Here is a 21,132-nt window from a genome sequence, read left to right on the forward strand (position 1 = left end):
TCATCTCTCGATCGGAGTCTGCACGTGTCACGCTCGCAATTCCAGGCGACTGGCCAGATACCTGCCCGCGGAGGCGTCGGTCTGAAGGCCGAGCATTACCGCGGCATCGTCGAAACCTGGCCCGACATCGGCTTCTTCGAAGTCCATGCCGAGAATTACATGGGCGCCGGCGGCCCGCCGCACCGCTATCTCACGGCGATTCGCGAGCGCTATCCGCTGTCGCTTCACGGCGTCGGACTATCGATCGGCGCCGATCGCCCGCTGGATCGCGCGCATCTCAGCCGGCTTCGGCACCTGATCGATCGCTACGAGCCGGGGCTGTTTTCGGAGCATCTGGCCTGGTCGTCGCACGACGCCGCCTTCTTCAATGACCTGCTTCCGGTCCCCTATACGACAGAGACCATGATCCGCATCTGCGCCCATATCGACGAGGTGCAGAGCGCGCTTGGTCGCCGCATGCTGCTCGAAAATCCCTCGACCTATGTCGCGTTCGCCGAGAGCAACTGGTCAGAACCCGCCTTCATTGCCGAAATCGCGCGCCGCACCGGCTGCGGACTGCTGCTCGACGTCAACAACGTTCATGTCGCGGCGACCAATCAGCAGTGGGATCCGCTTGCGTATCTCGACGCCTATCCGCTCACGCAGGTGATGCAGATTCATCTCGCCGGACATGCGCGCGAAGTCGACGAGAACGGGCAGCCGCTGCTCATCGACACGCATGACCGTCCGGTCGACGACATCGTCTGGGCGCTGTACGCACGCGCCGTGCGGTCGACCGGCGCGGTGCCGACGCTGATCGAGTGGGACGCCGATGTGCCGCCATGGCCTGTGCTCGCCGCACAAGCCAGCCGCGCCGAGGCGCTCATGCTTCTCCCTGCGACGGAGGTGGCCTGTGATGCCGCCGCTTGCTGAACGTCTCGACGGCTTTGCGCGCGCGCTGCTCGATCCCGAGCAGCCGGTGCCGGCCGGTCTGGTCGGACCGGACGGCAGGCCGAGCCGGCGACGGTTCGGCGTCTATCGCAACAACGTCGTGGTCGGCTTGACGCACACGCTGAAGGACGCCTATCCGGCGGTGCATCGCATCGTCGGGGCGGAGTTCTTCCAGGCCATGGCGCACCACTATCTGGTCTCCGAGCCGCCGTGCTCTCCGATCCTGCTCGACTATGGCGCCGGCTTTCCCGCCTTCATCAGCGGCTTCGCACCGGCCTCGATACTGCCGTATCTGGCCGATGTCGCACGGCTCGAGCGCGCCTGGATCGAGGCCTACCATGCGGCCGAGGCGGAGCCGATCGCGCCCGCAGCCTTCGCCGCCATCGCGCCGGCCGATCTGCCGGCACTTCGCCTGCGCTTTCACCCGTCGCTGCGGCTCATCGATTCCCGCTTTCCCGTGCTCACGATCTGGCAGATGAATGCGGCCGGAGGTATTCCTGGCTCTGTGGATATTGACGGAGGAGGAGAGGCGGTTCTGATCGTCCGTCCCGACGCCGATGTGGTGGTCCGCTCGATCCCGCCGGGCAGCTTCGATTTCGTCCAGGCGGTCGTGGTCGGCAAATCGATGCTGGCTGCGCTGCAAGGCGCGCTGCGCGCCGATCCCGGTTTCAACCTCGCCGGCACGCTCCACGACCTGATCCAGAGCGGAGCCGCGATCGGCTTCGACCTCGAGCCGATGGCGGGAACAGCATGAGCGCGGCCGCAACCAGCCCGGCGCTCGCGCTCCTCGTGCAGGAGGCTACGGATCGGCTCGCCCGCCTGGCCTGGATCGCGGCCCCGCCGGTGCTGCGCGTTGCGCTGGCGGTCCCGTTCTTCAGATCCGGCCTGACCAAATGGGACGGAGTCCTGTCGCTGTCGCCGGCCGCGATCTATCTGTTTGAGGATGAGTTTAAGCTGCACCTGTTCGGGCGCGCCTACGACTTTCCGTGGCCTGCCGCATTTGCGTATTTCGATGGCGTCGCCGAGATCGTGTTGCCCGTGCTGCTGATGGCCGGGCTCGCAACCCGGATCAGTGCGCTTATGCTGCTTGTCATGACCGCAATCATCCAGCTCGTCGTCCCTGAAGGCTGGGCCAATTTTCATCTGCCCTGGGCTGCAATGATCCTGGCGATCATCGCCTTGGGACCGGGGCCTCTCAGTCTCGATCATCTCGTCGCATCGTTCCGCCGGAAGGCCGAGGCGCTGGATGAGCAGTGACCCGAATGGTCCCGCGCCGCGGCTGAGGCTCGTCACCGCGGATGATCGCATGGGCGTCGAGGTCAAGCCCGGGCGGCGTGCGCTCGATTGGGCGATCCTGATGGCGCATGCCCAGGACGGCGATCGCGTGGCGTATCAGCGACTGCTGCAGGAGATCTCGCCCTATCTGCGCTCGCTTGCCGCCCGGCGCTGCAACGACCGCAGCGACATCGAGGACGCGGTGCAGGACGTCCTGTTGACCATTCATTCGATCCGGCACACCTATGATCCGACAAGGCCTTTCGCGCCATGGCTGGTGACCATCGCAAACCGCCGCCTGATCGACCGGATGCGACGACAGATCCGTCAGCGCGGGCGCGAGATCGCGCTGACGCCGGAGCATGAGGTCGCTGCCGAGCCCGAGACCGGCGTGGAGGCAACGCCCGATCGCCGCGAGCTCGAGCGTGCGATCGATATTCTCCCGCCGGCGCAGCAACAGGCCGTGCGGCTGCTCAAGCTGAAGGAGCTGTCGCTCAAGGAGGCCTCGGCGGCGACCGGAATGTCCACGACCTCACTGAAGGTGAATATGCACCGCGCTCTGAAGAGCCTTCAGAAGCTGCTCATGCCGCGGGACGAGCCATGATCAAGACGACCGATCTGATCGACTCTCTTGCGACCGACATGCGGCCGGTGAAACGGCTGCGACCGCCGCTGCTGCGCGCGTGCGGCTGGCTGCTCGGGGCGGCCGCCGTCGTGGCGCTGCTTGCAGTCAATCAGGGGATCCGACCTGACCTGGCTCAGCGTCTGCACGATACGCCCTTTGTCATGAGCCTCGCCGGCTCGATCCTGACCGGCGTGCTGGCCGTCATCGCGGCGTTTCTGGTCAGCCTTCCCGACCGCTCACGATTGTGGATGCTTCTGCCGCTGCCCGCCCTCGTGCTTTGGCTGTCCAACATCGGTTATCAGTGCCTCACGGACTGGGTCTCGATCGGCCCCGACGGAATGAGCCCGGGAGAAGCCGCGAGGTGTTTCACGACGCTCCTGGTGACGAGCCTGCCGCTGTCGCTCGCCTTGCTCGTGATGCTGCGTTATGCCGCCCGGCTTCGTCCGACGATGGTCGCCCTTATGGGAAGCCTTGCCGTATCCGCGATCACCTCGACTGCCCTGGCCCTGTTCCATACCATCGATGCCACGGTGATGATCCTGATGTGGAATCTGGGAACGGCGGCCCTGCTAATGGGGGCGGCCGCTCTGTTCGGCCGGCGGATGTTTCTCTGGGTCGCGCCGCGCGCGTTCGCTCAGGATTGAGGTCGCGCGCGGCGCGACCCGCTCTGGCCGGGCAGGTGGCGAGCGTAACCTTTGCCGCGGCCGCAGCGAATAGACAGCGGGCTTCGGCGCGGACAAGCCCCATTCCGGACATGCATCGCACATCGACATTCACTGCCGCCAGGAGAGTGGGATAATGCAACGATCGAAGAACTTGACCTTGTGGGCCGGCGCGGCGCTCATGCTGGCGGCAGTCGCGCCGTTCGGTGCGAGCGTCGCGGCTGATGCAAGCCATCTGACATTCGCCACGCATGCTGCGTTCTTCTCGGCAGAGACGAAGCAGCCCAAGCCGCTCGATCCTCATGCCTTCGTCGCCGATGCCGCGGCGCCGGCCGCTGTCGGACCGCAGAACATTTCGCATGTTGCTGGTTTTCGGCCGGCCTTCATCGATCAGGATCCGAAGACCGCCGCGGTCTCCAATGCGAAGGGGGAACCGATCGGATTCACGCTCGGTGACTGGCTTGCGGCGAGCGGCACCGTGATCCTCACGCCGGTGGCCGGAGGCAAGGTCGAGATTTCACTCAGCTTCGACCATCTGAAGCCGGGCGGCCATTACAGCCTGTTCGAGAACCACTTCGATCAGAAGCCCATCGGCTTCACCCCGCTCGACGGGACCGCGAAGACCAGCGACTTCGTCGCCGCCGCCGATGGCACTGCGAAACTGACGATCGCCGCCCCGCAGCCGCTGACGCACGACAACGCGGTGCTGCTGGTCTATCACAGCGACGGGACGGCGCATGGCGCGCAACGTGGCGAGATCGGCATCGCCGCCCATCATCAGTTGATTGCCAGGATTCCGGAATAGCAGGCGGGATACGGGCACCTCGTCGCAAATTCGTCGAGGTTAGTCCGAGATGTTATCTGCGAGCGTCAGCGCCGCTGGCGCTCGCCCGTAGGGCGCCTCAGTCGCGATGGCGCTTAGACCGGAGGCGGAGGGCAAGGCTGATGCCGCTGATTTCGCCTGCGCCAAACGACGAAGTTCGCAAGCAACTTCAAGGTGGGCGCTCAGTCCGGTCCTGCGGCGAGAAAGATTTTGATTGCTGTTTTTCAGAAATCGTGCTTATCTCTTTGCATCCCGCCTCGTGCAGAGGGACGTACGCGTCGTCACGATACGTGGAGGTGGGCTGCGGTGGACGCGACGCCTGTGCCCGACGAGCGCAGGCCGGCGCGGACGGCGAAGTCGTGTGGTCCTGGCCTCTCGACGCTGAGGTCTGCGCAACGCGCTGAAGGCGCGTTGTCGCAAATGGGGGCAAGAAAGCCCGATCCCCAGGGAGAGCACGAAGGACACCGTTAAAACCATGCGCGCGGGGAAGGCCGGGAGGTCTCGGCCGAACCTGTGGTGACTGCCGCCTGCTTTTCTTTCTGCAGGCGGGCCATGGGGGCGGCGAGCTCCCGGCCTTCCCCGCTCCCTCTCGATTTTCGAAAGGGACATGACCGCCGCATCGCCCGGGCATGACGTGCTGCGGGGTGCAAACGGCTGTTTTCACCTCGGCTGCTTCGACATGGATGGTGGACATCCATGGTCAGCATTTGGACACGTCAGCTTTGCCGCGATCGCAAGATACATGTATTCAGCAGCCGAAAACGAACGAGGAAACGTCGCCATGACCCAGACCGCCGCCGAGATCGAAGACATCAGGCAGATCCGCGAATTGCTGCAGAACTGGGCGATCTGGCGCGATGCCGGCGATTGGGAGCGCTTCCGCACGGTCTGGCATCCCGACGGGCGCATGATGGCGACCTGGACGCAAGGCACCGGCGATGAGTTCATCGAGATCAGCAAGCAGGCCTGGGCCAAGGGCGTCAACATCCTGCATTTCCTGGGCGGCATCTCGGTCGATCTTTCAGGTCCCCGTGCGATCAGCCAGACCAAGATGACGATCTCGCAGCGCGCCGAGGTCGAGGGCGTGTTGTGCGACGTGCTCTGCACCGGGCGCTTTTATGATTTTATCGAGAAGCGCGATGGCAAATGGGGCATCGTGCTGCGCCAGCCGATCTACGAGAAGGACCGCATGGACCCGGTGACACCGGGCGCCGTGCCGGCGCTCGATCGCGCGCTGCTCGAGCAGTTTCCGGTCGGCTACCGCCATCTCGCCTATCTGCAGACCCGGATCGGTTACGCGGTGAAGCGGGATATGCCGGGACTGAAGGGGCCCGAGGTCGAGGCGCTCTACGCGCGTGGCGCCGCTTGGCTCAGAGGCGAGGGGCTCTGAGCCGAAAGCTGTCACGTTGCGGTTTCTTATTACCGTTTTTCGTCGCGACTAGGCCGTACATGTATACATGACGCCCGTTGGTAACGCCTGATTTGCCAGGTCTTGCCTTCAATTGTGGAGTTATTGTATACATACGGCATCCAATAAGGACGACGCGAGGAAATCCCCATGGCCGCCTCCTTTCCCATGAATGCCTGGTACGCTGCCGCCTGGGACGCCGAGGTGAAGCCGGCGCTGCTGCCGCGCACGATCTGCGGCAAACACGTCGTGATGTACCGCAAGGCCGACGGCACGGTGACCGCGTTGGAGGATGCCTGCTGGCACCGCCTGGTGCCGCTGTCCAAGGGCCGGCTCGAAGGCGACACCGTCGTCTGCGGCTATCACGGCCTGAAGTTCAACCCGCAGGGCCGCTGCACCTTCATGCCCTCGCAGGAAACCATCAACCCATCGGCCTGCGTGCGCGCCTATCCGGCTGTCGAGCGGCACCGCTTCATCTGGCTGTGGATGGGCGATCCTGCCTTGGCCGATCCCGCCACCATCCCGGACATGCACTGGAATCATGATCCGGCCTGGGCGGGCGACGGCAAGACCATCCATGTCAAATGCGACTATCGTCTCGTGGTCGACAATCTGATGGACCTCACGCACGAGACCTTCGTGCACGGCTCTTCGATCGGCAATGATGCCGTGGCCGAGGCGCCGTTTGACGTCACCCATGGCGAGCGCACCGCGACCGTGACCCGCTGGATGCGCGGCATCGAGCCGCCGCCGTTCTGGGCCAAGCAGCTCGGCAAGCCGGGCCTTGTCGACCGCTGGCAGATCATCCGCTTCGAGGCGCCGTGCACGGTGGCCATCGATGTCGGCGTCGCGCCGACCGGCACCGGCGCGCCGGAGGGGGACCGCTCGCAGGGCGTCAACGGCATGGTGCTCAACACCATCACGCCGGAGACCGAACGCAGCTGTCATTATTTTTGGGCGTTCGTCCGCAACTACCGCCTCTCCGAGCAGCGGCTGACCACCGAGATCCGCGAGGGCGTCTCCGGCATCTTCCGCGAGGACGAAGTGATCCTGGAGGCACAGCAGCGCGCGATGGATGAGAATCCCGGCCGGGTGTTCTACAATCTCAACATCGATGCGGGAGCGATGTGGTCGCGGCGGATCATCGACCGCCTGATCGCGCGCGAAACGCCGTTGAGGGAAGCTGCGGAGTAATCACCATGACCGAGCGTGACGCCGACCGTTCCGTTTCACAGACCGTGCGGGCGCAGCTCGCCTTGCGTGATCTGATCCTTTCCGGATCGTTGCGGCCCGGTGAGCGCATCAGCGAACTGCAGGCGGTGGAGGCGACCGGTGCATCACGGACGCCGGTGCGCATGGCATTGGTGCGGCTGGAGGAGGAGGGGCTGCTGGAGGCGATCCCCTCCGGCGGGTTCATGGTGAAATCCTTCTCCGAGCGCGACATCCTCGATTCCATCGAGCTGCGCGGCACCCTCGAAGGACTGGCGGCGCGGCTCGCGGCCGAGCGCGGCGTCTCCGTGCGCGATCTCGTGCCTTTGCGCGAGTGCCTGGCGCAGATCGATGAGCTGGTGGCGCAGGACCCGATCTCGATCGAGTCGTTTTCATCCTATGTGGCCCTGAACGCGCGCTTCCACGCGCTGCTCGCCGAGCTCTCGCGCAGCCCGCCGGTGATCCGCCAGGTCGATCGCGCCTGCGCCCTGCCTTTCGCCTCGCCGAGTGGCTTCGTGATGGCGCAATCGGCGCTGCCGGAGGCGCATTTGATCCTCCTGCTGGCGCAGGATCACCATCGCATCGTGCTCGATGCAATCGAGAACCGCGAGGGTGCGCGGGCTGAAGGCATCATGCGCGAGCACGCCCGGCTCGCCGCCCGCAATCTGCGGGCCGCGCTGAAGACGCGCAGCCATTTCGATCTGGTCCCGGCCTCGGTGCTGATCAAGGCGCCGAACGCGAGCTGACAGGAGCCAAGCATGCGGTTTGAAGACAATTGGGAGTCCGCCACGCTGGTCGCGATCCGCGACCTGACACCGGGCATCCGCGAATTCACCCTGCGGCCAGATCGTTACGCCTGCGCGCCCTATCCGCTCGGCAGCCACATCAAGACCGGCGTTCTCGTCGAGGGCCAGCCGGATGTGCGCTCCTATTCGCTGGTCGGCGAAGCCGATCCGGCCGGCTATCGTATCGCGGTCCGGCTCGCCGAGGATTCGCGCGGCGGCTCGCGTTATCTGTGGTCGCTGAAGCCGGGCGCCCGGCTGCAGGTGACGAGTCCGACCTCATTGCTGCAGGTCGACTGGCAGCGTCAGCACTATTGTCTGGTTGCCGGCGGCATCGGCATCACGCCGCTGGTCGGCGTCGCGCAGGCGCTCTTGCGCAAGACGCCGAACGTCTCGCTGCATTATGCGGTGCGGTCGCGCGAGGACGCGGCCTATGCCGAGGAGCTATCCGACGTGCTCGGCGAGCGCGTCGTGCTTTATCCTGCAAATGAAGGCAGGCGGCTCGATCTCGCACAGCTGTTTGCCTCGCTTCCATCCGATGCCGCGGTGCTGTTTTGCGGTCCGATGCGTATGCTGGAGACGGCACGCAGCGCCTGGGCGGCGAGCGGCCGGGCATCGACCGATCTCAGCTACGAGACCTTCGGCTCCTCGGGCCGGTTTGCGGCCGAGCCGTTCCGCGTCCGCCTGAGCGGCAGCGGCGAGGAGATCGATGTGCCGCGTGACCGCTCGATGCTGGACGTCCTGAACGCGGCTGGTCACGAGATCATGGCCGATTGCCGGCGCGGCGAGTGCGGCGTCTGTGCGGTCGACGTGGTCGCGGTCGACGGCGAGCTCGATCATCGCGACGTGTTCTTCAGCGAGCATCAGAAGCAGGAGAGCCGCAAGCTGTGCGCCTGCGTCTCGCGCGCCCATGGTGTGGTCACGATCGATACGCTGGAGCGCGCCGACGCGATCTGAGGCTGATCGGTGTCAGGTCACCGAGTTCACCCACAACACCACCGCCTTGGCCCGCTTGGCGGGATTGCTGAACCGGTGCGGGCGGCGGCTCGCGAAGCGAAAGCTGTCGCCGCTCCTCAGCGTCCAGGTCTCGTCATCGACGGTCAGCGTCATCTCGCCTTCGAGCACGAGCCCGGCCTCTTCGCCGTCATGGGTGTACAGCTCATCGCCGGTCGAGCCGCCGGGCTCCATGTGCACCAGAAACAAATTGAGCTTGCCGTCGGTGCCGGTCGGGTGCAGCAGCTGCTTTGAAATGCCGCTGCGCCAGAGTTTCAGCTCCGCGCGTTCGGTGGCGCGCGTGACGATCCCGGCCGACGCCTCCGCGCCGCCGGTGCCATCGCCGAACAGCGCGGCGATCCCGACGCCGAGCACATCGGCCAGCGTCGCCAGTACCCGTAATGACGGCGAGGACAGGCCGCGCTCGACCTGGCTGAGGAAGCCGACCGAGAGCGCGCTGCGGCTTGCGACTGCCTCCAGCGACAAATTGGCGCCGTGCCGCAGCTCGCGCAGCCGCTGCCCGACTGCCACGTCCATTGCCGGCTCGGCCTGCTTTGCTTTCGCTCTGGATGCCTGTTTGCCCATTCCCGCGTCGTTACCCGGTTCTTTCAGCCTTTTTCATTTGCATGAAAACCGCTTGCCAAGTCCAGCACAAGATGATCAAATTTTCATATAGGTGAAAATGGCCCTGACGATATGCACGCCCTTTCCGAGCGCGCCATCGCAATAGACCCGGGCCAGGAGGAGGCGGAGCCATGCTCGTCAAGCGTTTCACGCAGTTGGTACTGGGAACGTTGCTTCTCGCCAGCCCTGCAACAAGCATTCCGGCTGCGGCGGAGCAGGTGCTCAAGGTCGGCAGCACGCCGACCGGCATTCCCTTCACCTTTCTCGACACCAAGACCAACTCGATCCAGGGCGTGATGGTCGATCTGATCACCGAGGTCGGCAAGGATGCGGGTTTTTCCGTACAGATCGAGCCGATGCAGTTCTCGGCGCTGATCGCTTCGCTCACCTCGAACAAAATCGACATCATCGCGGCTGCGATGTTCATCACCCCGGCCCGCAAGGAGGTGATCGACTTTTCCGACCCGATCTACACTTATGGCGAGGGTTTGGTGGTGCCGAAGAACGACACCAAGGATTACATCGGCCAGGATGATTTCAAGGGCCAGGCGGTCGGCGCGCAGGTCGGCACCGCCTTCGTCGATGCGTTGAAGAAGTCGGGACAGTTCAGCGAGGTGAAGGCCTACGATACGATCCCGGATATTCTGCGCGACGTGAATGCGGGACGGCTGAAGGCCGGCTTCGCCGATTATCCGATCCTCGCCTACAATCTGAAGCAGGGCGCGTTCTCCGATGTTCGCATCGTCGAGAGCTACAAGCCAACGATCATCGGCTCGGTGGGCATCGGGATGCGCAAGGGCGATTCTGAGCTGCTGGGCAGGATCAACACCTCGCTCGCGAAGCTGAAAGCCAACGGCACGATCGCGAAGATCCTCGACAAATGGGGCCTGAAGGCGCAGGCGCTCTGATGGAGAAGTTTGCGCGCGACGCTGCCGAGTTCCTGCCGATCCTGATGCACGGCGTCGCGCTGACGGTCATCGTCACGCTGGGGTCGTTGCTTCTATCGACGCTTCTCGGCCTAGTCTGGGCCATGATGCGGGTCTCGGGCGTCAGCGCATTGGCCTGGCTGAGTGCCGCCTTCATCAACGTGATCCGCGGCATTCCGATCATTGTGCTCCTGTTCTACCTCTATTTCGTGATGCCAGATCTCGGCGTGTCTTTGACGGCCCTGCAGGCCGCTATCATCGGGCTGGGCGTCGCTTATTCGGCCTATCAGGCTGAGAATTTCCGCGCCGGCATCGCTGCGGTCGACAAGGGACAGATCGAGGCGGCGCAGGCGATCGGCATGGGCTGGTGGCTCACCATGCGCCGGGTGATATTGCCGCAGGCGGTGCGCATCGTGCTGCCGCCCTACGGCAACGTCATGATCATGATGCTGAAGGATTCCTCGCAGGCCTCGACCATCACGGTTGCCGAGCTCGCGTTGCAAGGCAAGCTGATCGCGTCCTCGACCTTCAAGAATACCAGCGTGTTCACGCTGGTGGCGTTGATGTATCTGACCATGAGCATTCCGCTGATCCTTCTGGTGCGTCACTTCGAAAAGCGGGCGAGCCACCGATGATCGAGCTCACGGAGGTTCACAAGCGTTTCGGGCGCAACGAGGTGTTGAAGGGGATCTCGATCGCGGTCGAAAAGGGCGAGGTGGTCTGCATCATCGGCCCGTCGGGCTCGGGCAAATCGACCATTCTCCGCTGCATCAACGGTCTGGAGAGCTATGACCGCGGCGACATTCGCGTCGAAGGCTTGCGGGTCGACCGCGCCGCCGCCTCCATCATTGCCGTCCGGACCCAGGTTTCGATGGTGTTTCAACGCTTCAACCTGTTCCCGCATCGCACGGCGCTGGAGAACGTGATCGAAGGGCCGGTGTTCGTGAAGAAAGAGCCGCGCGCGCAAGCCATCGAGCGTGGTCGTACGCTGCTGGCGCAGGTCGGGCTGGTGGACAAGGCCGACGCGCATCCGCCGCAGCTTTCCGGTGGCCAGCAGCAGCGCGTTGCGATCGCCCGCGCGCTCGCGATGCAGCCGAAGGCGATCCTGTTCGACGAGCCGACCTCAGCGCTGGATCCGGAACTCGTCGGCGAGGTGCTGTCGGTAATGCGCAAGCTCGCCGATGACGGCATGACCATGGTCGTCGTGACCCATGAGATGGGCTTTGCCCGCGAGGTCGCCGACCGCGTCTTGTTCATCGACGGTGGTGTCATCGTGGAGCAGGGGACGGCGAGGAGCCTGCTCAACCAGCCGCAGCATCCGCGCACACAGGATTTTCTGCGTCGCGTGCTGCATCCTTTGTAAGAGATCACTCGATGGCCACACCCGTGCGGCTTCCTCTGCCCCCGAGCCTTTATGCCGACACCGCGGTCCCGCCGGTGGCCTCACCGCCGCTTGAAGCAGACAAACACGTCCCGGTCGCGATCATCGGCGGCGGCTTCACCGGGCTCTCGACCGCGCTGCATCTGGCCGAGCAGGGCATCGAGGCCACCGTGCTGGAAGCCCAGGAGCCCGGCTGGGGCGCGTCCGGCAACAATGGTGGGCAGATCAATCCAGGCCTGAAGCACGACCCCGACAAGATCGAAGCCGATTTCGGGCCTGAGTTGGGGCGGCGCATGGTCGATTTCGCCTATGGCACCACCAATTTCACCCTGGATCTGATCCGACGCTATCAGATCCCCTGCGAGGCGCGCCAGAACGGCACTCTGCGCGCCGCTTACAACGAGGCGGCCGCGGTCGGCATCCGGACCACCGCCGAGCAGTGCATCGGCCGCGGGATGCCGGTGAAGCTTCTGAACCGCGATGAGGTGCGCGCGATGACCGGCACGGATCGCTATCTCTGCGCGATGTTGGATGTGCGCGGTGGCGACCTGCATCCGTTGAGCTATGCGCGTGGGCTCGCGCGCGCCGCGATCTCGGCGGGAGCTTCCGTCCATGGCGAGACGCGGGCGCTGTCACTCTCCCGCGACGGCGGCCGTTGGCGTATCACCACGCCGCGCGCGACCGTGCATGCAGACAAGGTGCTGCTTGCGACCAACGGCTTCACCGACGATCTCTGGCCAGGCCTGGGCCGCACCATCGTGCCGGTGTTCTCCTCGATCGCAGCGACCGAGCCGCTGCCCGACGAGATCGCGCGCGCGATCATGCCCACGCGCTCGGTGCTTTACGAGAGCGGCCACATCACCGTCTATTACAGGATGGACCAGCGTCACCGTCTGCTGATGGGCGGCCGCGGTCCGATGCGCTGGATCAAGAGTCCAACCGATATCTCCTACCTGATCCACTATGCGGAGCGGCTGTGGCCGCAGCTGAAGGGCGTCGTCTGGACTCATGGCTGGAACAGTCGGCTCGCGATCACGGCCGACCACTATCCGCACGTGCATGAGCCGGCCGACAATCTCCTGGTCTCGCTGGGATGCAATGGCCGCGGCGTCGCCTTGTCGACTGCGATGGGCGCGCAGCTCGCGCGGCGGCTGATCGGTGGTGCCAAGGCCGACATCGACATGCCGATCATGGGCATCAAGCCGATGCCGTTTCACGCGTTGTGGCCGGTTGCGGTGACCGCAACGGTGCTGGCGGGCCGGCTGCGAGATCGGCTTGGCGTGTGAACGACTGACGTCGGCGCCGGGCAGCCAGCCTCGCTCTAACCCACGCTGGCGCGCAGCGTTGCGGCCAGGGTCTTCAGCGAGGCGCGAGCCCATGCATCGGCGATCTTCGCATGCATGACGACGTCACGCGCCGGCAACACCGGCAGGCCAAGTTGTGCGCCCACCTCGATTGTGCCGCGCGGAGCCACCCGCCGGCCTAGTGCCGCAACCGCGAGCCCGGCCGCCACCGCGGCGCCAATGGTGCCGATGCCACCACCCACAAACACCTCGCGCCAGGGAATTCGGGCGGCCTTCAGGGCGCCGACAGCCAGGCTCCGCACGCTGCAGGGTTCGGCCTGTGTCGCCAGCGGCAGCGGCTCGCCGGATTGATGAGTGAAGTCCGGGGCGGCGAACCAACCGAATGCTTCCTTGATGATGGCCTCGCCGCCCCGTCGGCGGTTGTCGTGCCGGAACACGATCGCCGCATCGACGAGGCCCCTGTCGAACTCCGCGAGCACCTCGCGCGAGGCCGCGATGCGGATTTCAAGCACCAGGCCGGGTTCTGTGCGCTTCATTCGTCGTAGCAGCAACGGCAGATCAGCGCCGACGATGTGATCGCTGATTCCGATGGTCAGGCGACGGCGTGACTCGGCCCGGAACGATTGCAGCGCGGCCTGGTGCGCCGCGATGAGCGTCCGTGCCGGCTCCAGGAACGCGTTGCCATCCGCTGATAGCTGGACGTTGCGCGGTGTCCGCTCGAGCAGCCTGCGGCCAAGCTCTTGCTCGAGCCGCCTGATCTTGAGACTGACTGCCGATTGTGCGGTTTCCAGCGCCTCCGCCGCGCGCGTGAAGCTTTTCAGATCGGCGGCCAAAACGAACGCCTGCACCGCTTCGATATCCAAGGCCTTCATGCCTGTACCATTTGAAATGAATATCACTCATATACCATAGCATAGCATTTTTAAATGATAGGGCAGCCGCTATCTTCGATCTGTCCAAACATTCGGGAGCCAGCCATGCCTTTCACACGCGTCTCACTTCGGTCCGGTAAGTCGACGGCCTATCGACACGCCATCCTCGAGGGCATTTACCGCGCGCAACGGATGGTCTTTGACGTGCCCGAGGATGACCGATTCATGGTGGTGAACGAGCATGATGGTCCCGACTTCTGGTACGGCGCCGATTATCTTGGCATTCACCGCAGTGACGATCTGGTCATGATTCAGATGACGGTCAGCAATACGCGCCCGCTTGCCAAGAAGAAGGCGCTCTATCGCGAGATCGTCGCACAGCTGAGCCAAGATCCCGGGCTGCGTCCGGAGGACATCTTCATCAATCTTGTCGAAGTCGTGCCGGAGAACTGGTCATTCGGTAACGGTCTCGCGCAGTATGCGTCAGAAAAGGCCTGATGATTTGGTTAGGGAGTAGCGCCTACTTGCGGCAACCTTTCATTGTCCATCGTTGGGTGCTGTCATCGTGCGACCGACGGGCTTTTGCCCGTCGGTTTGCCGGGCTGCTTGCGCGCCGAGGCGCCCTTTTGCCCCCCGGTTCAATTGTCATCGTTTCGTCACTTGCATCCCGTGACTTGCGTGGCATTCGTTGATGCACCGCAAGGTAATATCCGGCGTACGACGTAGCTTCATACCGGCTTCCGAGGCGGGCGTCGCCATGGACGCTTCGACCTTGGGGCGTCGATATGTTTCGCAGGCAATGCGGGTCGACGGGGCGCAGACCAAGCTGAAGCAACTGTGCACTGAAGGAGAGAGCGCGGCATGATCCGCGAGAACAAGCTGTATGACGAAATGAAGGTGGGTGATACCGCCTCAATCACGCGTGTCTGTACCGCCAACGACCTCTATATCTTTGCGCACGCTTCGGGGAATTTGAACCCGCTGCATCTGCCGGAGCAGAATGGCACGACGTATTCGGATGCCGTTGCACCATCGATGTGGGTCGGCGCGCTGGTGTCGGCCGTCCTCGGCAACATCCTGCCAGGCGCCGGAACGCTCTACAAAGCTCAGAGCTTCACCTTTACCAGCCGTGTCCACATCGGAGACGAGTTGCATGTCGGCGTCACCGTGCGCGAGAAGCTGCCCGATCGTTGTATCCGATTGGATACGACCATTACTCATCGGAACGGTGATCTCGTGGCTGAAGGCGTTGCCGAAGTGCTGGCGCCAGCCCGAAAAATTTGCTGGGACGACAGTTCCGTGCCTGAGTGCCCGATCCAGCGGCATCGGCATTTTGATCGTCTGCTGAAGGCCTGCGAAGGGCTGCCGCCGCTTGTCACGGCTGTCGTCGTGCCTGAAGACAAGAGCTCGCTCGGGGGCGCGATGCTGGCGGCCGAGCATGGCCTGATCCGTCCCATTCTGGTCGGGGCGGCAGCCATCATCTCTGAGGTCGCCAAGGAGATCGGCGTCGACCTGACCGGTGTGGAAATCATCGACGTGAGGGGCGATGATGCGGCCGCGGCCGCGGCCGTGGCGCTGGTGCGGGCCGGGAAGGTAGATGCGCTGATGAAGGGGCACCTGCATACAGATGCGCTTCTGCATCACGTGGTCAAGCACGACGGCGGCTTGCGTACCAGCCGACGCCTCAGCCACGCCTTCGTGATGGACGTGCCGGGGCTCGATCACGTGCTGATCGTCTCGGACGCGGCCATCAATATCACGCCGGATCTGGCGGCCAAGGTCGACATCACCCAGAACGCGATCGACATGGCGCTCGCGCTCGGCATCGACAAGCCGAAGGTCGGCGTGCTCTCCGCGATTGAGACCGTCAACCCGCAAATTCCATCGACACTCGACGCCGCCGCGCTCGCGAAGATGGCGGATCGCGGTCAGATTCGCGGCGCGGTGGTCGATGGGCCGCTCGCGATGGACAACGCCATAGATGTCACCGCTGCCCAGACGAAGGGGATATCTTCGCTCGTTGCCGGCCACGCCGATATTTTGATCGTGCCGAACCTGGAAGCCGGGAACATGCTCGCCAAGGAACTCGTTTTCGTCGCTCAGGCGGAAGCCGCCGGGCTGGCGCTCGGTGCGACCGTTCCGATCATCTTGACCAGTCGCGCCGACGGCGAGAAGGCGCGGCTTGCGTCCTGCGCCATCGCGGCGCTGTATAAAGCGTGGAAGGATGGCGGTCAGGCGCGGGTTCACATCGATGAGGCGGCTCAATAGTGCAGCACATCCTCACTCTGAATTCAGGTTCGTCCTCGATCAAATTCGCGCTGTTCGAGACGGATGCCGAAATCGCCCAGCGCCTTGAAGGCCAGATCGACGGCCTTGGCACTGCGGGCCCTTATTTGAAGGCGAAGCAGGGCGCTGAGACGGTCGCAGACCAGCAGGTCGATGCAACCAAGGCGGCCGACCATGAAGCTGCGCTTGATCTCATATTGTCGCTTCTGGGCAAGGTGATCGGTAAGACCGCGATCGAGGCGGTCGGACATCGCGTCGTGCACGGCGGGATCGAGTTCTCCGAATCCATCGTGCTCGACGTCGCCAACATCGAGAAGCTGGCAAAACTCATTCCGCTGGCGCCGCTGCACCAGCCGCACAATCTGTCCGGAGTCCACGCCGCCCACAAGGCGTTTCCCGACGCACTTCAGGTGGCCTGCTTCGATACCGCCTTCCATCGCTCGCATCCGTGGGTCAACGACGTCTATGCTCTGCCGCGTGAGTTCTATGACGAGGGCATCCGACGCTACGGCTTTCACGGCCTGTCCTACGAATTCATCGTCGAGCGAATGAAAGAGATCGCGCCGCTCTATGAGCAGGGGCGGGTGGTCGTCATGCATCTCGGGAACGGTGCTTCGATGTGTGCCATTCGCGATGGCCAGAGCGTCGGCTCGACCATGGGATTCACCGCGCTGGACGGATTGCCGATGGGCACCCGTTGCGGCCAGCTCGACCCTGGCGTCGTGCTCTATCTGCTGCAGGAAAAGGGAATGACGGCCGAGCAGATCACAGACCTGCTCTACAAGCATTCGGGGCTGAAAGGCCTGTCTGGTCTTTCGCAGGACATGCGCGAATTGGAGGCGGCCGGCAGCCGCGAGGCGGCGGAGGCGATCGACTATTTCGTCTTTCGCATCCGGCGCGAGCTCGGTTCGATGGCGGCGATCCTCTCGGGCCTTGATGCCGTCGTGTTCTGCGGCGGCATCGGCGAGCATGCCTGGCGTATTCGCGAGCGCCTGTGTCAGGGCTTCGAATGGCTCGGTATCGAACTCGACGATATCAGGAACCGGGCCGGCGAGTCCGTGATCTCGTCGGATCGCTCGCGCGCCCGCGTCTTCGTCATCAACACCAATGAGGAGATGATGATTGCGCGCCATACCGCGCGACTGTTGGCCGCAAGCCGGTAGCCCGAGCCCATCGCAGAGGACGGCTGTCCGAATTGCCCTTGCCTGCGCCGCCGATTTGGTATCTGCAGGACAGGATAAGAACAGGATAGCTCGGGGGAAACATGAGCAGCCATATGGCGTCGCAGCAGGCGGATTTGGAGTTCGACTACGTCGTGGTCGGTGCGGGGTCGGCCGGCTGCGTGCTAGCAAACAGGCTGAGCGCCGACGGCAAGCACAAGGTGTTGCTGTTGGAAGCAGGTCCCAAGGACACCAATATCTGGATCCATGTGCCGCTCGGCTACGGCAAGCTGTTCAAGGACAAGACGGTCAACTGGATGTACCAGACCGAGCCCGAGCCTGGATTGGATGGCCGCTCGGTATTCCAGCCGCGCGGCAAGGTGCTCGGCGGCTCCAGTTCGATCAACGGACTGCTCTACGTTCGCGGCCAGCATGAGGATTACAATCGGTGGCGTCAGCGGGGCAATGTCGGCTGGGGCTATGACGACGTGCTGCCTTATTTCAAGCGGGCGGAAAATCAGCAGCGCGGCGCCGACGATTACCACGCGGTCAGCGGACCGCTTCCGGTGTCGGATTGGCGGCACGACGACCCGCTCTCGGAGGCCTTCGTGAAGGCGGCTGTCGAGGCCGGCCTTCCCTACAACACCGATTTCAACGGCGCGACCCAGGAGGGCGCAGGCTTCTTCCAGACCACGACGCTCCGCGGCCGGCGTGCCAGCAGCGCCTTCTGCTATCTGCGTCCGGCGAAGCGTCGGGCCAACCTGCACATCGAGACCGATGCGCTGGCGCAGCGCATCGTTTTCGAAGGCCGCCGTGCCCGTGCGGTCGAATTCCGCCAGCATGGGCGTGTGCGCACCGCGCGCGCCCGCAGGGAAATCCTGGTTGCCAGCGGTGCCTACAATTCGCCGCAGCTCCTGCAACTGTCCGGCGTCGGTCCGGCCGAGCTCCTGAAGCGCCATGGCATTGATATCGTGCTCGACGCGCCCGGCGTCGGCAACGATCTGCAGGACCATATGCAGGTGCGGATCGTCATGCGCTGCAGTCAGCGGATCACGCTGAACGATATCGTCCACCATCCGCTACGCCGGGTGCTGGCCGGCGCTCACTATGTCGCGTTCCGAAAAGGACCGCTGACGATCGCGGCCGGCACCGCAGGTGCCTTCTTCAAGACCGATCCGCGGCTCGCGAGCCCCGACATCCAGATCCATTTCATCCCGTTTTCGACGGATAAAATGGGTGAACAGCTGCATACCTATTCGGGCTTCACCGCCTCCGTCTGCCAGTTGCGGCCCGAAAGCCGCGGCTCGCTCAAGATCAGGAGCGCCGATCCGGCCGCGCCGCCGGAGATCCGCATCAATTATCTGGCCAGCGAAACCGATCGGCGGGCCAATGTCGACGGCCTCCGCATCCTGCGGAAGATCCTGGCCGCGCCGGCGCTGCAGCCCTATGTGACCGATGAGGCCTATCCGGGATCGAAAGTGATTGCCGACGAGGACATCCTGGCCTATTGCCGGCAGACCGGGAGCACGATCTATCATCCGACCTCGACATGCCGGATGGGGAATGATGCGCTGGCCGTGGTCGATGAGCGCTTGCGGGTGCGCGGCATCGAAGGTCTGCGCGTCGTCGACGCTTCGATCATGCCCGATCTGGTCTCGGGTAATACCAACGCGCCGGTGATCATGATTGCGGAAAAGGCCTCCGACATGATCTTGCAGGATGCGCACTGAGCAGGAAGTAGAGTTGTGACTCGTTTTCGGATCGGCACACGCAAGAGCACCATGGCCTTGGCCCAGACCGAGGAGATCGCGCGCCGGCTGAGCGCCGCGATCCCCTCGCTCGACATCGAGATCGTCAGGTTCGAGACGACGGGGGATACCGACCAGACCAGCAAGCTGTTGACCCATGGCGGCAAAGGTGGCGCCTTCGTGGCCGAGATCCGCCGCGCGATGCTTACCGGTGAGTTGCATGCGGCCATGCATTCGCTGAAAGATATGCCGGGCAATGAGGAAACGCCGGCACTGGTTGTCGCCGCGCTGCTCTCGCGGGACCCGCCCGGCGACGTGCTGGTGCTACGGCAGGGGCTGTCGCTGGACGATTTCCGCCGCGAGGGCGGCAGGGGCTTCAAGATCGGCACCAACGCGGTACGGCGCGCGGCCTATGCGCGGCGGCTGCTTCCAAACGCGGACGTGATCCATTTTCGCGGCGCCGCCGACACCCGCATCCGCAAGCTCGATGGTGGCGAGCTGCAGCGTTTGCCCGACGGGGGCGCCGTCGGACCGGCGGACGCACTGATCATGGCCCGGTCCGGACTCGAGCGGGTCGGCCTTGCGGATCGTGCGTCCTACGATTTTCCGATTGCCGACATGCTGCCCGCAGTGGGGCAGGGCATTGTTGCGGTGGAATGCGCGGCTTCCGATTGGGAGACGCGGCGCATTCTGTCGACCATCGACGACCCGGTTGCGCGTGGCTGTGCGGACGCCGAGCGTGAAGTTCTGTGGGTCTTGAACGGTCACTGCAATTCGCCGATCGCCGGATTTGCGACGATCGCCGGCATGCAGATGACGCTGACCGCCTCCGTGCTCGACGAAGCCGGTGACCGCTTCATCGAGGCGCAGCGCACAGGGCCGGCCGATCGTCCCCGCGAGCTTGGCCGCGCGGTCGGGCTCGAACTGCTGGCTCAGGGCGCGGCCGAGCTGATCGAGCGCAGCCGGCCGCGTTAACAGTCAGCCGCGATAGGCGCGCACGCGCGCGAGCATCTGTTCGACATGCGCGATCGGCGTTTCCGGCAGGATGCCGTGGCCGAGATTGAAGATGTGCCGTCCTTGCGCGTAGTTCGCCAGCACATCGTCGACGGCCTGATCGAGCGCTGCGCCGCCGGTGATCAGCGCCAGCGGATCGAGGTTGCCTTGCACCGCGACCTTGCTCTGGACTCGGTCGCGGATCAGGTTCGGCTCTGCTGTCCAGTCGATGCTGACGGCGTCGACGCCGGTTGTTGCCACGTAGTCCGGCAGCAGTGCGCCCGCGCCGCGCGGAAATCCGATGATTTTGGCGTGTGGCCGCGCCTTGCGCACGCCCTCGACGATGCGTCGGGTTGGTTCGATCGACCACCGCGCGAATTGGCGCGGCGAAAGCACGCCGGCCCAGGTGTCGAAGATTTGCAGCGCCTCGGCGCCGGCCTCCAATTGCTTCAGCAAATAGGCAATCGAGGCCTCGACCAGCACGTCGATGATCCTGCTGAAGGCCTCAGGATGCCGATAGGCGAGCAGGCGCGCCGGCGCCTGGTCGGGCGTGCCCTGGCCCGCAACCATGTAAGTCGCAACCGTCCATGGCGCGCCGCAGAAGCCGATCAGTGCGGTCTCCGGCGCCAGCTGGCCGCGGACGCGGCGTAGCGCTTCGAACACCGGCTCGAGCTTGGAAAAATCGGCTTCCGTCGCCAGCGTCGCGATCTTCTCCGGCGTGTCCAGCGGGTCGAGGCGCGGACCTTCGCCGACTTCGAACCGCACGCTGCGGCTGAGCGCATGTGGGATGACCAGGATGTCGGAAAAGATGATTGCTGCGTCCAGCCCGAAGCGGCGGATCGGCTGCAAGGTCACTTCGGCCGCAAGCTCGGGCGAAAAGCACAGGTCGAGGAAAGCGCCGGCCTTGGCGCGAACCTCGCGGTATTCCGGCAGATAGCGGCCGGCCTGTCGCATCATCCAGATCGGCGGCACAGCCTGTCGCTGACCGGAGAGCACGGCGATAAAGGGCTTGTTCGTCTCGGTCTGGGTCAAGCTTGAGGCTCCGCAATCATCGGGAACGATTGACCGCTGTGATACATGGGGATGCGGTTCCGGCCAAGGTCAATCCGGCATCCGGACGTGGGCTCGATG

22 protein-coding genes are annotated in these 21,132 nt (G+C 64.4%); 19 read left to right on the top strand and 3 right to left on the bottom strand.

Annotation, left to right across the window (positions count from 1 at the left end):
• Positions 1-24 precede the first annotated feature (24 nt).
• From QX034_RS20900 to QX034_RS20945, 10 genes are all read left to right on the top strand, one after another.
• Positions 25-912: a DUF692 domain-containing protein gene (locus tag QX034_RS20900; RefSeq protein WP_315700636.1), complete on the top strand. Its 888-nt coding sequence runs from the start codon at positions 25-27 to the stop codon at positions 910-912.
• Positions 896-1,684, top strand: coding sequence for a DNA-binding domain-containing protein (locus QX034_RS20905; RefSeq protein WP_315700635.1), 789 nt, complete (start codon positions 896-898; stop codon positions 1,682-1,684). The genes QX034_RS20900 and QX034_RS20905 overlap by 17 nt, the downstream gene beginning before the upstream one ends.
• Entirely contained in the window at positions 1,681-2,187 is a 507-nt protein-coding gene (locus QX034_RS20910; protein ID WP_315700634.1) for a DoxX family protein, read from the top strand. The genes QX034_RS20905 and QX034_RS20910 overlap by 4 nt, the downstream gene beginning before the upstream one ends.
• Positions 2,177-2,809 carry a sigma-70 family RNA polymerase sigma factor gene (locus QX034_RS20915; RefSeq protein ID WP_316195754.1) on the top strand — a complete coding sequence of 211 codons (633 nt, stop codon included), beginning with the start codon at positions 2,177-2,179 and terminating at the stop codon, positions 2,807-2,809. Before QX034_RS20910 ends, QX034_RS20915 begins: the two co-directional genes overlap by 11 nt.
• On the top strand, positions 2,806-3,474 hold the full coding sequence (locus tag QX034_RS20920) for a DUF1109 domain-containing protein (RefSeq protein ID WP_315700632.1): 669 nt from the start codon (positions 2,806-2,808) through the stop codon (positions 3,472-3,474). Before QX034_RS20915 ends, QX034_RS20920 begins: the two co-directional genes overlap by 4 nt.
• 154 nt (positions 3,475-3,628) lie before the next feature.
• On the top strand, positions 3,629-4,297 hold the full coding sequence (locus QX034_RS20925) for a hypothetical protein (RefSeq protein ID WP_315700631.1): 669 nt from the start codon (positions 3,629-3,631) through the stop codon (positions 4,295-4,297).
• A gap of 799 nt (positions 4,298-5,096) precedes the next feature.
• Positions 5,097-5,705: a nuclear transport factor 2 family protein gene (locus QX034_RS20930; RefSeq protein WP_315700630.1), complete on the top strand. Its 609-nt coding sequence runs from the start codon at positions 5,097-5,099 to the stop codon at positions 5,703-5,705.
• A gap of 168 nt (positions 5,706-5,873) precedes the next feature.
• Positions 5,874-6,917 (top strand): aromatic ring-hydroxylating dioxygenase subunit alpha, encoded by a 1,044-nt coding sequence (locus QX034_RS20935; RefSeq protein WP_315700629.1) that lies wholly within the window; start codon positions 5,874-5,876, stop codon positions 6,915-6,917.
• A gap of 5 nt (positions 6,918-6,922) precedes the next feature.
• Positions 6,923-7,678 (top strand): GntR family transcriptional regulator, encoded by a 756-nt coding sequence (locus tag QX034_RS20940; RefSeq protein ID WP_315700628.1) that lies wholly within the window; start codon positions 6,923-6,925, stop codon positions 7,676-7,678.
• A 12-nt stretch (positions 7,679-7,690) separates the two neighbouring features.
• Positions 7,691-8,671, top strand: a complete 981-nt coding sequence (locus QX034_RS20945; protein ID WP_315700627.1) for a PDR/VanB family oxidoreductase — start codon at positions 7,691-7,693, stop codon at positions 8,669-8,671.
• 12 nt (positions 8,672-8,683) lie between these two features.
• Here QX034_RS20945 and QX034_RS20950 read toward each other — a convergent pair whose 3' ends face one another.
• Positions 8,684-9,292, bottom strand: coding sequence for a cupin domain-containing protein (locus QX034_RS20950; protein ID WP_315700626.1), 609 nt, complete (start codon positions 9,290-9,292; stop codon positions 8,684-8,686).
• A gap of 170 nt (positions 9,293-9,462) precedes the next feature.
• On the opposite strand from QX034_RS20950, the gene QX034_RS20955 reads away from it, so the two are divergent.
• Genes QX034_RS20955 through QX034_RS20970 form a run of 4 tightly spaced genes read left to right on the top strand, consistent with a single transcriptional unit; the run spans position 9,463 to position 12,924 of the window.
• Positions 9,463-10,239, top strand: a complete 777-nt coding sequence (locus QX034_RS20955) for an ABC transporter substrate-binding protein (protein WP_315700625.1) — start codon at positions 9,463-9,465, stop codon at positions 10,237-10,239.
• Entirely contained in the window at positions 10,239-10,892 is a 654-nt protein-coding gene (locus QX034_RS20960) for an amino acid ABC transporter permease (RefSeq protein WP_315700624.1), read from the top strand. Before QX034_RS20955 ends, QX034_RS20960 begins: the two co-directional genes overlap by 1 nt.
• Positions 10,889-11,620 carry an amino acid ABC transporter ATP-binding protein gene (locus tag QX034_RS20965; protein ID WP_315741741.1) on the top strand — a complete coding sequence of 244 codons (732 nt, stop codon included), beginning with the start codon at positions 10,889-10,891 and terminating at the stop codon, positions 11,618-11,620. Before QX034_RS20960 ends, QX034_RS20965 begins: the two co-directional genes overlap by 4 nt.
• Before the next feature lie 11 nt (positions 11,621-11,631).
• Positions 11,632-12,924: an FAD-binding oxidoreductase gene (locus QX034_RS20970; RefSeq protein ID WP_315700623.1), complete on the top strand. Its 1,293-nt coding sequence runs from the start codon at positions 11,632-11,634 to the stop codon at positions 12,922-12,924.
• A gap of 35 nt (positions 12,925-12,959) precedes the next feature.
• On the opposite strand, the gene QX034_RS20975 is transcribed toward QX034_RS20970, so the two are convergent.
• Positions 12,960-13,814: a LysR family transcriptional regulator gene (locus QX034_RS20975; protein WP_315747796.1), complete on the bottom strand. Its 855-nt coding sequence runs from the start codon at positions 13,812-13,814 to the stop codon at positions 12,960-12,962.
• A gap of 105 nt (positions 13,815-13,919) precedes the next feature.
• Between QX034_RS20975 and QX034_RS20980 the strand changes: the two genes are divergently transcribed.
• The 5 genes from QX034_RS20980 (at position 13,920) to hemC (ending at position 19,983) form a co-directional block, all read left to right on the top strand.
• Positions 13,920-14,312: a tautomerase family protein gene (locus QX034_RS20980; protein ID WP_315700621.1), complete on the top strand. Its 393-nt coding sequence runs from the start codon at positions 13,920-13,922 to the stop codon at positions 14,310-14,312.
• Positions 14,313-14,675: 363 nt separating this feature from the next.
• Positions 14,676-16,082, top strand: a complete 1,407-nt coding sequence (locus QX034_RS20985; RefSeq protein ID WP_315700620.1) for a bifunctional enoyl-CoA hydratase/phosphate acetyltransferase — start codon at positions 14,676-14,678, stop codon at positions 16,080-16,082.
• On the top strand, positions 16,082-17,263 hold the full coding sequence (locus QX034_RS20990; RefSeq protein ID WP_315747795.1) for an acetate kinase: 1,182 nt from the start codon (positions 16,082-16,084) through the stop codon (positions 17,261-17,263). Before QX034_RS20985 ends, QX034_RS20990 begins: the two co-directional genes overlap by 1 nt.
• 101 nt (positions 17,264-17,364) lie before the next feature.
• Complete coding sequence (locus tag QX034_RS20995; protein WP_315700618.1) at positions 17,365-18,990, top strand: choline dehydrogenase; 1,626 nt, start codon at positions 17,365-17,367, stop codon at positions 18,988-18,990.
• Positions 18,991-19,005: 15 nt separating this feature from the next.
• Complete coding sequence (gene hemC, locus QX034_RS21000) at positions 19,006-19,983, top strand: hydroxymethylbilane synthase (protein ID WP_315700617.1); 978 nt, start codon at positions 19,006-19,008, stop codon at positions 19,981-19,983.
• A gap of 3 nt (positions 19,984-19,986) precedes the next feature.
• Here hemC and hemE read toward each other — a convergent pair whose 3' ends face one another.
• Positions 19,987-21,033, bottom strand: a complete 1,047-nt coding sequence (gene hemE / locus QX034_RS21005) for a uroporphyrinogen decarboxylase (RefSeq protein WP_315700616.1) — start codon at positions 21,031-21,033, stop codon at positions 19,987-19,989.
• Positions 21,034-21,132: the final 99 nt, after the last annotated feature.

Source organism: Bradyrhizobium sp. SZCCHNR3119, assembly GCF_032487775.1.
Lineage (GTDB): Bacteria > Pseudomonadota > Alphaproteobacteria > Rhizobiales > Xanthobacteraceae > Bradyrhizobium.